The following is a 12,558-nucleotide window of genomic DNA, read 5'->3' on the forward strand; positions in this document are numbered from 1 at the left end:
TTCATTTCAACATCTCGTTTCAAAAACAGTTGATAGATTATATGCAAGTATGTGCAAATAGAATCTTTACAACTCAACTTCATTCCAAGCCAATACTGTGGTTTTGATTGGACCACTACCCGCAAACGGATTATTAGGATCGCCTCCGAGGAAACTGGCATCATAAGTAACAGACATGTTCCCACCTCCATTAAGATTCGTAGCAGCATTACCAAAAGTGTATGCTCCTGGGCTACTTCCCTGAATATTCGCCACATACACTCCCCCACGAATTGACGTGTTACCCCCCCCATTCCCGTTAAATGAACCTAAAATTATTAGAATACCTTTAAAATCGCACTGGTTACCATTTGGGGAATAGTCACCACGAATAATGACAATCCCTGCACATGATGGAACAGAACTAATTAATGCACCAGATACACTTCCATTAATATAAGTCACACCTGATGCATTCTTAATTGATTCAACCAATGCCATTACATTATTTGCATCTCCCCAAATACCCAAGTCGGTATTTTTCACGCATGCTCCACTTCCAGTAGGACAATCTGCACCCCCACTATAATGGTCTGAATCACGTCTGTTGCTAGGTATACCAGTTAGCACAGTACTGGCACTCGAATTCATGGTTGCAATAGCAAGTTTATTTTGACCGTCAATTTTAAAATTATTACTATGTTTACCTTCAAATGTGCCAACTGTTCCACCCAAAGTCAAGGCACCTGGAAGGTCAGGTAATTTTACAGCACCTGGAAACTGCCCCTTAATCTTGATCTGATAAACGCTTTCGCCCAAAATTTTAGTCGTACTTCCACTGGTTTTGATTAAATTGCCCGTGACTTTTACGGTGACAATTTTATTGGTGTCATCCCAACATGGATTGCTTGCACAACCCACAGGATGTTTAGAAGGATCAATCCAGTAATATCCATTATTACCCGAATTAACCGTCAATGCCCCTGAATTGGTATTTGGGATATCTGCAGAGGTATTCCAGTTTTGTTGCGTTGTTCCTGTCGGCCATCCACCACCGGACGCTTTAAACTGACCGTTTAACCAAGTTAAAAATTGTGTCGCACCATCTTCGGCAGCATTGGTCGTAATGACTTTATTATTAATATTTGCAGTCATTTTGCCTTGGATGATCGTGCCACGCATAGCGTAAAGACTGATCATGGTCGCTGCAAATAACACCACTACGGTAATCATGAGGACAGAACCTTGTTGTTGTTTCATTATCATGACCTCAATTGTTGTTGTGAGTAACAAATTCAAGTGGGCTTAAAGTATCACCACATTTAAGTGTTAACGTCATCTTGTCCCCATTACCGCTTGGCAAAGAATATTCTTCTTTCAATGCGGAAAAAGCACCGCTATTTTCTTGAATTTTCCAATCCACAGTACTCCCCACACTTGGGTTAACTGCAAGTTTAATTGTAGTACCTTTAAAAACACCAGTTGATCCAGACATAGCTCCCCAAGTCTTAGTAACAAGAGGAATATCTGTTCCTTTAGATGTATCATATGTCAACGTAATCTTTGCCAAAATATCGTTGGGACAATTAGGCGTTGGTGGTGGTGTTGGTGTTGTTGGCGTTGTTGGCGTTGTTGGCGTTGTTGGCGTTGTTGGCGTTGTTGGCGTTGTTGGCGTTGTTGGCGTTGTTGGCGTTGTTGGCGTTGTGCTTGGTGGATTGACAAGACTAGCCCCCCCTGTCGAAGCCAATTGAGTCATTGCCCGAAGGTGAGACGTCGCAACAAAGTCAATAGTGGGCTGCTGAGCACTGCCATCGTTTATACTCATTTGGGTCAATACACTGGTTATCGTTCCCCACACGACATCAACAGCAGAATTGATTGCATCGCTAGAGTCTAAATACGGTTGATACGCTAAAGGGGTAGTACCAGTTCCATTTTGAATCCCATAAGCAACTTTTAATCCCGAGACATTTTTTGCTAACGTAACGGTTTGTATTGTTCCATCATTTAAAACAAGTTCACAAACAAGTTCATTGTCTGTATTTAGCTTAAATGTATTTACAGAGGAATGATTTGACTCACCTAAACAATCCCTTTGTGAACTATCAAAATATACAATTAACTCATTATTATTTGCAGGGAATCCAAATGAAGTGGCTTGTCTTACTAATCGCGTAATCGTTGTCGAAGCAAAGCGAAAATTCTCTTGTGAACGGTCCATCACATCTTTTTCAAGGATAAGTTTCTGATTGGAAAATAAGACTGTGAATGCACCCGCGGTAATAATTAAACCCACCGTTAAACCCACCATAAGTTCAATCAGAGAAACTCCCGCTTGAGAGTATCGCTGACTTGCTATTTTTCTTTTCATACGATGTTCCCCAATTAAACTTCACATTTTGGTACTGAAAAATAATAGATAAAGCTTTCTTTATCTGCTGGGTTAGCTTCATACCATTTCGCTTTTTTATTTTCCCATTCAATCGTTATTTTATAACGTCGTTTGGTTGCATCATCTATTTCAAGATTTCCAGACCAGCCATTCATACGGTTATGTAAAGCAATTTGCTCGGTAGTCAACCCACCAATAAAGTCACTTGTATTCCCCGTCACTTTCCAACGATTTTCCCATTGCGTTTTAATATTACCAACTTTTCCTGAGGCAGGTTGTCCTGTAGTACTGTCATCTAAAGAACAAACACTCGCCCACATCCTGTCAATCAAATCATTGGCTTGAATGCTTGCGATCGTGCGCTGTGTTGTAAGCGCGCTCTGCTGCACAGATTTTATGTGTAACACCCCAAGCCCCAATAGCACTCCTGCGGTGATAAACATCGCAATTAATGCTTCCAAAAGTGCAAAACCTTGTTGTGAGTTCATTTTATTCATGAGTTAACACCCCGTTTTACTTTTGAACGCTCTACCAATGGCTTCTACACACACAGAATAGGTATTTGCATCTGGAATAGTGACTGTTATTTCATGTTCAGCAGTTGTTGATCCGAAGGTGTTAAAGGTTATTGTTTCAGGACCAGTAATAGAAAGTTGAGAACTGTCAAAAGTCAATTTCTGAATAGGAGTAGTTGAACCAGAATACTTGGCAATTAAACCCACAGACCAATTGGTTTTGTTTGCTGATAGACAACTTGAACCGTCAGAACTCCCACATACAGTCACTGTTTTACCTAGTCGAATAGCTTCTGTTCTCGATTGTTGTAGAAAACTCAAAATATCACCGCTACTCGTATTAACTTTAGTATTGTGGAGCATCTGACTTAGATTTGGTGCAGCCAAAGTGGCAATGATTGCCAAAATCGCAATCGTAACCATCAATTCAATCAGGGTAAATGCGCTTTGTCGTTTCATTTCCAGCACCCTGAAGTTGAGGGGGTTTTCACACCAGCTTCTGTTAGCGTAAGCGTACCGCACAATGTATCATTTTGTGCACTGGTTGGAGTTGCTGTAATGGTATAAGTCTGTGAGACATTCGCCATACTGACTGAAATAGTATAATAGGTAGATACATTACTAGGTGCTGTTAGGCTTGTTGGGATAGTTGAAGCAGCAGGGTAACTGAAGCTGGCATTGTATTTACTTTCTAAATATTGAGCCAAGCTAAGCATTGCTGCTTGTGCTTCTGTACGATGACTTGCCACAATGTATTTCGTATAACTTGGGATTGCTATCGCTGCAAGAATAGCAATAATTGCAACAGTAATCATTAATTCGATAAGTGTAAAACCCGACTGCTTAGAATGAGGAATGTTCTGTCTATTTATATACATTTTATTAATCTCTTACAGTCTGTAACTATCTGTAAAAATACCATAAAACAATTAAGGTTGAATTTGTAGAAATGCTCATTTTTTGTTTTACAAATAAAATTTTATTAATACTATTAATAATGATTATTATTTTAAATATTAAATAATTACTTATATTTAGCTTTCATAAAATTTATTTAATCAATAATTTTATTATATTTTTCAATGGGATGAAAAAATTAAATAAAAAATATATAAATTATTTAGCTAAATAGTTTGCAAGTGTTTTTATAACAAGATGTGTATAAGAGATTCGTTTTTATTGACTTTTATTTTCAGATATTAACAATAGCAAAAATGCTCAAAATAATAAATTTCACATTTTTTTTGAAAAAAAATCAACAAAAATTTACAATAAATTAAAAAAAGTATTTTTTGAAACAGTCTACTCTATGAATTAAATATTTGATCTATTTCTCAAATATAAAAAGTGACTCTTTCAAAGTCACTTTTAGTTAAGAATTTGGCTAGATGAGAAAATCACGTCTTATCGCAATTCAAATTGCTTTCACAACTTAAATGATCTTTCCATCTATTTAAATTTTATTTACTTCTTGAATGGAAAAGCATATTTAACAATACGTTTAAGCACACTGCCATACTGTTTAACCAAGCTGGCATTATTGTAATTTAAACCATATTTTTCACAAACTGCCTGAACTTTAGGCGCCATCTTGCGGTAACGGCGTGCCGGAATATCAGGATATAAGTGATGCTCAATTTGATGGCTTAAATGACCTGTCAAAATATGGAAGGCTTCCGAACCCGTCAGGTTAGATGAACCTCGGATCTGACGCATATACCAGTGACCACGGCTTTCATTTTCTAGCACTGATTTCGGGAACACCTCTACATCTTTAGTGAAGTGACCACAGAAAATAATACTAAAGGTCCAGATATTGCGGATGCCATTAGCAACCAGGTTACCAGTAAATACAGGTAAAGCCGCAGGGCCTGCAATCAATGGGAAAAACACATAATCTTTAAACAATTGTTTGCCAATTTTCTCTTGCATTGGCTGCCATTCTTTTTTGGCTTGTTCTTTGCTTTTACGACCAAACCATACTTTACCCAATTCCAGGTTTTGAATGGCTACGCCCCATTGGAACAACAAGCAAAATGGAATGGCATAGATTGGTTGTAAAAGATAGCCTGGTTTCCAGCGCTGTTCCGGAAACAGGCGCAGCAAACCATAACCAATGTCATCATCCATACCTTTAATATTGGTATAGGTATGGTGCTTATAGTTATGGGTCTGACGCCAGTTATCTGCCGTGCCGACAATATCCCACTCATAACTTGGACCATGGAATTTTGGATCGTTCATCCAGTCATATTGACCATGCATGACATTATGGCCTAGCTCCATGTTTTCCATGATTTTAGCAAAGCCAAGTAAGCCAGTACCTAAAAACCAAGCTGGTGGGAACCAACCTGCAAACAAACAGGCACGCCCTGCAATCGAAGCATAACGAACGGTTGAATAAACACGACGAATATATTTGGCATCTTTTTCGCCAATATCATCTAGCACTTCTTGTTTAATTATATCCAATTCACGAGCCAAATCATCTAATTGAGATTGAGTGAGCTCACCATTTTTAGGATTTTTAAAATATTCTACTTTAACGGGCATATTCATGATTTTTAACTCACTTATAAATCAATCACAAGATCTGACTGAGCTGAATTGACACATATTTTTAAGACATTACCGGGTTCTGAATTCTGACTGCCATTCACCAGATTTTTGGTTGAACCTTCTACTTTATTACATACGCATTTATTACAGATGCCCATACGGCAACCATGAGTCGGTTTGATATTTTGCTGTTCCAGGCTGGTTAAAATGGACTGTCCTTTAGGAATGGCAACCACTTTTTTTGACTTCAACAAGGTTATATTGACAAAGCCAATATCAGAATTTTCAACAGCACTCATGCTAAAAGCTTCACTTTTAAAACTCTGCGCATGGGCAAATAACTGTTCTGCCTGTGCGACAAATCCAGAAGGACCACAAGCATAAACCACACTATTTTCAATATTTGTAACTAAAGCCACATGGTCTTGGTTTAGACGCACACCTGCATCTTCTTCTTGGGTATAAAAAACCTGAAATGAGAAATTAGGATATTGTTCAGCCAGTTTTTCAAAGCGTGTTTTAAATGCACAATCGGCATATTGTTTAACCCAATACAATAACTGGATCGGTGCTTGAGCCATTTGATCTGTCTTGGATAAGGCCTTGAGTAAACTCAGCATTGGCGTAATACCGCTACCTGCAGCAAGCAATACCATTGGCTGGGCCTGCGTAGGTAACAGCATATCGCCATAAGGCTGGCCAAACTCAAGAATATCGCCTACTTGCGACTGTTCAACCAACCAAGAGCTGACTTTACCTTGATCTACTTTTTTAACTGTAAGCAAAACATGCTGAGCATCAAGCTGAGTCAAACTATAGCTACGTTCATAGCGGATGCCATCAACTTCTACAAAGATCGGATGGTGCTGTCCTGCTTGCCCCATTTTAAAATGACGGTTCACTTGAAGAGTCAAGCTTGCCATATTTTGAGCAGCATTTTCTTTTTGAACAATTTTCCCCAATGCCTGATTGACAGACCAAAGCGAATTAATTTTTTGCAGCCAGAAATTAGCTGCGTGCTGATCAATAACGCTATCAGCAAGTGAACCCAAGGGAGATTTGGTTTTTTCTAAAACATGCATAGTCAGTACCACGCGATTGATTTTTAATTATTATACACATGTATATATATTTGTATATATATTTAGATTGTTTCTATTCATTTCCAAAGTTGCAAGGCAGCAGCTATAATGTTTTCGTATCTCTAATCCTTTGAAAAATATGAATCAGTCTCCCATCAAAAAAAATGTAGATGCCGCAGTGAATAAACAAAATCTTGTTCATGAACCTGTAATCGTCCGTACTGTCGGTCGAAAAGCTACCATTACCAAAGAAGAACTGTTTCAAGCCACCCTGAATTTAATTGGACCACAAAAAAGTATTTCATCCTTAAGCCTACGCGAAGTTGCCCGTGAGGCAGGTATTGCTCCAAACAGTTTTTACAGACATTTCAGGGATATAGATGAACTTGCGATTGAGCTGATTGATCGCGCCGGAATTGTGTTACGTCAAATTTTGCACCAAGCACGCCTAAAAGCATCTAAGCAAAACAGCATTATTCGCAGTTCAGTAGAAGTTTTTATTGAACAGTTAGATGCAGATGAAGGAAATTTAAGTCTATTGTTGCGTGAAGCCTATACCGGCTCTGCGTCTTATAAATTAGCGGTTGAACGTCAGTTAAATTATTTCCAGCAAGAATTACAGGAAGATTTAATTCGTTTAGAACGTCTTAATAATAACAGGCTTTCTCACCCCGACATCGCTGCAAAAGCCATTACCCAGCTGGTATTTAATATGGGTGCAACGGTCATTGATATTTCCGCGGCTGAACGTAAAGAAATTGCCGAACAAACCATGATCATGATTCGTATGATTTTAGAAGGTGCGCGTCATCTGGATGAAGCGAAAATCCGGTAATTTATAATTTTATTGCTCGTGAAGAATACACATATGGATCCTTCACTTTGATTTAATATTTTGCTGTTCTGTAATAAGTTTTTGAACAAATCGAGCCGTTGCTTCAGGTTTCTCTAAAGGAAACATATGCCCGCCTTCGACTACACTAAACTCAACACCATAAGTTTTTTTCATCCCTTGGGGTAAGCCCTGTTGATAAAAATGGCTTTGCTCTGCTGTAATTAAATGTACAGGCACTTGCGGTGCTTTACGCGGCGTACGCCACCACCACGCAGGTACAGTTCTAAAAATATCTGCTTCAATGGCTTTAGGAATGCTTAAAGTCACGCCTCCTCTGCTTTGATCTTCTGTAATACCATGTGCAAAATAATCATCAAAACACTGCTTATCAAAATTCTTGAACAGTCGGTTATTTCGCAAAGACATATAGGCTTCATCAAAACTGCGCCAATGATCGTTGCGTTTAAGCGTAATCGCTGCAGGCGTGATTTTATCCACGGCTTTTAATTTAAGTTTTTGCATAGCTTCAAAAATAGCCGACTTGCTACCAATCACAAAAGGTGGATCCATAATGATCAGTTGTGAAAACAAATCAGGGCGTTTATAGGCCGCCATTAACGTGACCAAGGAACCAAATGAGTGACCCAGCCCAATCACCTGCTGATCTGGAAATTGCTGTTCAATGTCTGCAATCACCTGTTCGACCAGATACTGCCAGCTCATGGTCACTGGATATTGTGGATTCAGGCCAATCATCGGGATGGCTTTTAAATTAAAATCGGCTTTGAAGCAATTAAAAAACTTTTGATAAGTGGCTGAAGGTATACCATTGGCATGGGTAAAATGAATCGCATTTTTCTTGAATAATCCATCTGTCATACCCGTTGCTCTTGTTTAATTTGTGCCATTAATAATGCGATAGCTTAAGCAAAAGCGAACCTGGATGAAATCGCTAAATCTATGATTCCCTGACTTGCAAGTCAGATAGCATTAAACCGCAGAATCATCCAGCACAAAAAATGATTGGATTACTGAAATTTATTTTTTCGAAACCACCAGAAACTGATTGCCTAAAAAGGTTGCCCCACAGCTGGATTTATCCCCTGCAATGACTACTCCACGACCTTTAACCAGTGTGGATTGATTTGCAGCAATGGCTGACACCACAGTTTGACATTGAGGACAATAATGTTTCATGCCATGCAAATGCACAGCGATTCCATTCATGACAAACGAAGGATCACATTCTGAAACTATACCGCCGTGTGAGGTTGTAGAACCCATGGTGACTAAAGACTGAGCCATTGTTATTCTTAATATGATTTATAATTATTCGCTCATTTTAGCATGAGATTTGTTCTGCTCTCCAGATAAACCAATCTTCGACCTACAGAAAATAGTACCGATAAAAAAGCACCCGTAGGTGCTTTTTTATCGAAAAACTTTTGTTTATGGCTTAACCACTACCATGACCTGAATCGCTTCCGGTGTTACAGATAATCCCTCTAACAGGTTCAAACCTTCTTTCTGGAATTTCTGCAAACGTGAAATTTCATCTTCACGAATGCTTGGATTGAATTGTTTCAGGTAAGTTAAACGGTCAATTTCATATTGCCATTTGTTGCCATAAACTTCCTTAGCCAGCTGCTTAAAGTTTGGCAATGCCGTTTTGGCAATATCTAGCGCCTGGTTATAACGCTGTTCAATCACTTCACGGCGTGCTTTCACTACTTGACGGCAGCTATTGCCATCTAAGTGATGCAGATAAGGTTTCAGGATATCTGGTGCAATCTTGTCAGACAGGTCCTGACCTTTTTCACTGAGCAATACGCGAATCAGCTGTTGCGGCAAGCTTGAAGGCAAGTTTAATGCTTTTGGCGCAACCACATCCACCTTGAACCATACTTCCAGCAATACCGAACCTTGTGGCAAGGCTGCAGATTTTAATACCGCAACGTTGGTACTACCAAAAGATTGAGTATTAATCATCTCCATTACACTTTCAGTGAATGGATGTTCCAGAGTCAAATATTGCGCATCTTCACGAACTTGTGCCTGATCACGATAGAAGGTTGCAGTCATGCCTTCTTCATCCAGAGACAAGCCTTGAACTTGCATTTGATCGGTCGGCTTGATGATGACGGTACCGTTGCTTTGCTCATCAAAATCGATATTGGTCGATGCCATAAAGCGTTTCATAAACATTGGCAAAGTGGTGTTATCGTCATAATCTTCAAGCGCCTGCACAATTTCCTGCGCCACGATTGGACGGCAAGAGTTGTATTCAAGCAAGCGGTCACGGCCTTCCTGTAATTCCGCTTCCAGAGCTTCACGTTGAACGCTAACCTCTTCAAGCAAATCTTCAAACTGTTGACCCAAGTCTGCCAATAAACAGTCTTTTAATTTCACAATGAAGTTTTCTTGCAGGGTTTGTGCGGTTGGTGAAATATTGCTGAAAATATTCAAACCTTCGTTATACCAGCGGAACATGCGTTCCTGTGCTGTACCCATTAAATAAGGCACATGAATCTGAATCCGGTTTTCCTGACCAATACGGTCCAGACGACCAATACGCTGTTCAAGCACATCCGGGTTGGCAGGCAAGTCAAACAGGATCAGGTCAGATGCAAACTGGAAGTTACGGCCTTCCGAACCGATTTCAGAACACAATAGAATTTGTGCGCCATAAGATTCTTCAGCAAAATATGCTGCTGCCTGGTCACGTTCAAGCAGGCTCATGCCTTCATGGAACATGGCAGTACGGATACCGGCATGTAAACGCAGAACATTTTCCAGCGCTTCAACCACCGGGCCACTACGTGCAATCAGTAATACTTTTTTGTGCTTGAGTTCGGTACGCAGCATTTCCATGAGCCACATCACACGTGGGTCATGTTCCATCCATGCACCATCCAGCTGTGCTTCTTCAGGCCACATTTGCTCACGTAACTTACCGTCTTTCGACCAGTTTGCAGGTGCCGGTAAAGGTGCCGGTCGGCAGTCACGGCCCGGGAAACCCTGAATCGCTTCACGGGTATTACGGAATAAAATACGGCCTGTACCATGACGGTCTAACAATTCGTGAATGGCACGGAAACGCTGTTCTGGCTCATCCTGAATGCTATGACCCAACAAGCCTTCAATCGCTTTTAAATGCCCTTCTTCCAAAGGCATGTCCGACATCAACACTTCAGCAATTTTTGCCGTTTGATGATATTGCTCTTCTTCATCCAGGAAGCGATCGAGTGAACTGAAGCGTTGCGGATCAAGCAGACGTAAACGTGCGAAATGGCTTTCTACACCCAGCTGTTCTGGCGTTGCAGTGAGCAGTAAAACACCCGGTGTTTTTTCCGCCAGTTCTTCAACCAGATCGTAACGGTCATTACCGCCTTCTTCTTCGCTCCACATCAGGTGATGTGCTTCGTCTACGACTAGAAGGTCAAAACCAGCTTCTAAAGCCTGTTCACGTAAATCATCATGATCGACCATCAAGTCAACAGAAGCAATGATACGCTGCTCGGTCAGGAACGGGTTTAAATCAGGATCGTGTTCTTTGATTGATGCGGTACGGGTCAAATCAAATAGAGAAAATTCCAGATTGAAACGGCGGCGCATTTCAATCATCCACTGATATTGCAGCGAGTCTGGCACCAGAATCAGAATACGTTCAGAACGCGATGTTTTGAGTTGCTGGTGAATAATCAGGCCCGCTTCAATGGTTTTACCCAAACCAACTTCATCCGCCAGTAAAACACGCGGTGCAAAACGCTGTCCCACTTCATGGGCAATATAAAGCTGGTGCGGAATCAGGCCTACACGCGCACCGACCATGCCGCGCAGAGGACTGTTCTTCATATTGGCTTGCATCAGTAAAGCTTCAATACGTAGGTCATACCATTCTTTATAGTCGACCTGGCTGGCCAGCAAGCGGTCAAGCGGTTTAGACAGCTGGATGGTCGCACCAATACGGGTTTCGTTGAGTGATTTACGTTCTTCGCTACCATCTTCCAGAGTACGAATCACGTTATAACGCACCACACCATGACGGTCTTCAAAAGACTCAACCACCCATTTGGTGCCTTCCTGATCCTGCAATTCATCTTTAATATTAAAAACGATACGTGATAAAGGTGCATTGTTACGTGCATAGACACGCGTTTCATCACTTTTTGGGAATAAGATGCTAACCGATCGTTCATCTACATCAATAAGAACCCCTAATCCGAGTTCTGTTTCTGTATCTGATAACCAACGCTGACCAATAGCAAACTGATGCAATTTTTCCACCTTTATCTAAAAATGAGGACTCTAATTTCAAGCTCAAAAACTGCTTAGTATTTGAGCAAAAAAATAGGTCTTTAAGCAATATATTTTGACATAAAGCCCACTAAAAAGTGCGCAAAATCGATGAGGATTAAAAAGTTTTCACCTTAAAAAGGCACAGGATAATAAAACTCTACCAACTGCTCTGTTTGCGGATGATAAAAACTTAAGTTTTCGGCATGTAAACACAGACGCGGCATTAACTGTTGCTGCTCGGCTGTGGCATATAAAGTATCACCGACAATCGGATGCCCCAGATACTGCATATGCACGCGAAGCTGATGTGAACGCCCGGTAATTGGGGTGAGTTTGACACGCGTCACCGCCTGTCCCTGAATTTGAAAATGTTCGATCGCCTGCCAATGGGTTAACGCCGGTTTGTTATGATTGGGATCGGCAATATGTAATGGCGGATGCTCAGGATCATACACCACAGGAACATCGACCGTGCCTTCCCCTTCAAGATGTCCGGCAACCACGGCCTGATAGGTTTTTTCGGTTTGGCGTTCCTGAAACTGGCGGGAAATGGTTTTTTGTCCCCATTTGCTTAGGCCAAACACCAGAATGCCGGAGGTATCCCGATCCAGACGGTGAATCAGTAAAGTTTTGGGTTCTATTTCTAATAATCGGTTGATCACGCAATCTTGTAAATCTTCAGTTTTACCGGGAACAGTAAGCACACCTGCAGGTTTATGGATGACCATAAAATCTTCATCACGATGTATCAGATATTCGGTTAGAAAATTACTCAATGTTCAATCCCAGGCTGATCGCGAAAACAAGCCGGCAATGATAGAAAGCTTGGCACAGAATTACAATGCACAATGCCTGAATTGGCGACGGTTTTTTCGATTTTAAACAAAAATAATTTCA

The 12,558-nt window shown here is 40.6% G+C and carries 12 protein-coding genes; 1 reads left to right on the forward strand and 11 read right to left on the reverse strand.

Annotated elements, in window-relative coordinates; translation table 11 throughout:
- Positions 1 to 66: 66 nt before the first annotated feature.
- The 7 genes from B9T29_RS11135 to B9T29_RS11165 form a co-directional block, all read right to left on the reverse strand.
- Complete coding sequence (locus tag B9T29_RS11135; protein WP_228146593.1) at positions 67 to 1,245, reverse strand: pilus assembly PilX family protein; 1,179 nt, start codon at positions 1,243 to 1,245, stop codon at positions 67 to 69.
- A 4-nt stretch (positions 1,246 to 1,249) separates the two neighbouring features.
- Complete coding sequence (locus B9T29_RS11140) at positions 1,250 to 2,350, reverse strand: PilW family protein (protein WP_086175999.1); 1,101 nt, start codon at positions 2,348 to 2,350, stop codon at positions 1,250 to 1,252.
- 14 nt (positions 2,351 to 2,364) lie between these two features.
- Positions 2,365 to 2,868, reverse strand: a complete 504-nt coding sequence (locus tag B9T29_RS11145; protein ID WP_086176000.1) for a type IV pilus modification PilV family protein — start codon at positions 2,866 to 2,868, stop codon at positions 2,365 to 2,367.
- 3 nt (positions 2,869 to 2,871) lie between these two features.
- On the reverse strand, positions 2,872 to 3,345 hold the full coding sequence (locus B9T29_RS11150) for a GspH/FimT family pseudopilin (protein WP_086176001.1): 474 nt from the start codon (positions 3,343 to 3,345) through the stop codon (positions 2,872 to 2,874).
- Positions 3,342 to 3,764, reverse strand: coding sequence for a type IV pilin protein (locus B9T29_RS11155; RefSeq protein ID WP_086176002.1), 423 nt, complete (start codon positions 3,762 to 3,764; stop codon positions 3,342 to 3,344). The genes B9T29_RS11150 and B9T29_RS11155 overlap by 4 nt, the downstream gene beginning before the upstream one ends.
- Before the next feature lie 586 nt (positions 3,765 to 4,350).
- Positions 4,351 to 5,445 (reverse strand): fatty acid desaturase family protein, encoded by a 1,095-nt coding sequence (locus B9T29_RS11160; protein ID WP_086176003.1) that lies wholly within the window; start codon positions 5,443 to 5,445, stop codon positions 4,351 to 4,353.
- A gap of 14 nt (positions 5,446 to 5,459) precedes the next feature.
- Positions 5,460 to 6,527, reverse strand: coding sequence for a ferredoxin reductase (locus tag B9T29_RS11165; RefSeq protein WP_086176004.1), 1,068 nt, complete (start codon positions 6,525 to 6,527; stop codon positions 5,460 to 5,462).
- 139 nt (positions 6,528 to 6,666) lie between these two features.
- Between B9T29_RS11165 and fabR the strand changes: the two genes are divergently transcribed.
- On the forward strand, positions 6,667 to 7,362 hold the full coding sequence (gene fabR, locus B9T29_RS11170; RefSeq protein ID WP_086176005.1) for an HTH-type transcriptional repressor FabR: 696 nt from the start codon (positions 6,667 to 6,669) through the stop codon (positions 7,360 to 7,362).
- A gap of 42 nt (positions 7,363 to 7,404) precedes the next feature.
- Here fabR and B9T29_RS11175 read toward each other — a convergent pair whose 3' ends face one another.
- The 4 genes from B9T29_RS11175 to B9T29_RS11190 form a co-directional block, all read right to left on the reverse strand.
- Positions 7,405 to 8,241, reverse strand: coding sequence for an alpha/beta fold hydrolase (locus B9T29_RS11175; protein WP_086176006.1), 837 nt, complete (start codon positions 8,239 to 8,241; stop codon positions 7,405 to 7,407).
- A gap of 159 nt (positions 8,242 to 8,400) precedes the next feature.
- Positions 8,401 to 8,667: a PAAR domain-containing protein gene (locus tag B9T29_RS11180; protein ID WP_086176007.1), complete on the reverse strand. Its 267-nt coding sequence runs from the start codon at positions 8,665 to 8,667 to the stop codon at positions 8,401 to 8,403.
- A 144-nt stretch (positions 8,668 to 8,811) separates the two neighbouring features.
- Positions 8,812 to 11,649, reverse strand: coding sequence for an RNA polymerase-associated protein RapA (gene rapA, locus B9T29_RS11185; RefSeq protein ID WP_086176008.1), 2,838 nt, complete (start codon positions 11,647 to 11,649; stop codon positions 8,812 to 8,814).
- Between the two features lie 143 nt (positions 11,650 to 11,792).
- Positions 11,793 to 12,437, reverse strand: coding sequence for an RluA family pseudouridine synthase (locus B9T29_RS11190; RefSeq protein WP_171264037.1), 645 nt, complete (start codon positions 12,435 to 12,437; stop codon positions 11,793 to 11,795).
- Positions 12,438 to 12,558: the final 121 nt, after the last annotated feature.

Origin of the sequence: Acinetobacter sp. ANC 3903 (genome assembly GCF_002135315.1) — a bacterium.
Classification (GTDB): domain Bacteria; phylum Pseudomonadota; class Gammaproteobacteria; order Pseudomonadales; family Moraxellaceae; genus Acinetobacter.

Bases quoted from the DNA above. Each gene is read 5' to 3' on its own strand.
- B9T29_RS11135 (WP_228146593.1), bottom strand. From the start codon at position 1,245: ATGATAATGAAACAACAACAAGGTTCTGTCCTCATGATTACCGTAGTG.
- B9T29_RS11140 (WP_086175999.1), bottom strand. From the start codon at position 2,350: ATGAAAAGAAAAATAGCAAGTCAGCGATACTCTCAAGCGGGAGTTTCT.
- B9T29_RS11145 (WP_086176000.1), bottom strand. From the start codon at position 2,868: ATGAATAAAATGAACTCACAACAAGGTTTTGCACTTTTGGAAGCATTA.
- B9T29_RS11150 (WP_086176001.1), bottom strand. From the start codon at position 3,345: ATGAAACGACAAAGCGCATTTACCCTGATTGAATTGATGGTTACGATT.
- B9T29_RS11155 (WP_086176002.1), bottom strand. From the start codon at position 3,764: ATGTATATAAATAGACAGAACATTCCTCATTCTAAGCAGTCGGGTTTT.
- B9T29_RS11160 (WP_086176003.1), bottom strand. From the start codon at position 5,445: ATGAATATGCCCGTTAAAGTAGAATATTTTAAAAATCCTAAAAATGGT.
- B9T29_RS11165 (WP_086176004.1), bottom strand. From the start codon at position 6,527: ATGCATGTTTTAGAAAAAACCAAATCTCCCTTGGGTTCACTTGCTGAT.
- fabR (WP_086176005.1), top strand. From the start codon at position 6,667: ATGAATCAGTCTCCCATCAAAAAAAATGTAGATGCCGCAGTGAATAAA.
- B9T29_RS11175 (WP_086176006.1), bottom strand. From the start codon at position 8,241: ATGACAGATGGATTATTCAAGAAAAATGCGATTCATTTTACCCATGCC.
- B9T29_RS11180 (WP_086176007.1), bottom strand. From the start codon at position 8,667: ATGGCTCAGTCTTTAGTCACCATGGGTTCTACAACCTCACACGGCGGT.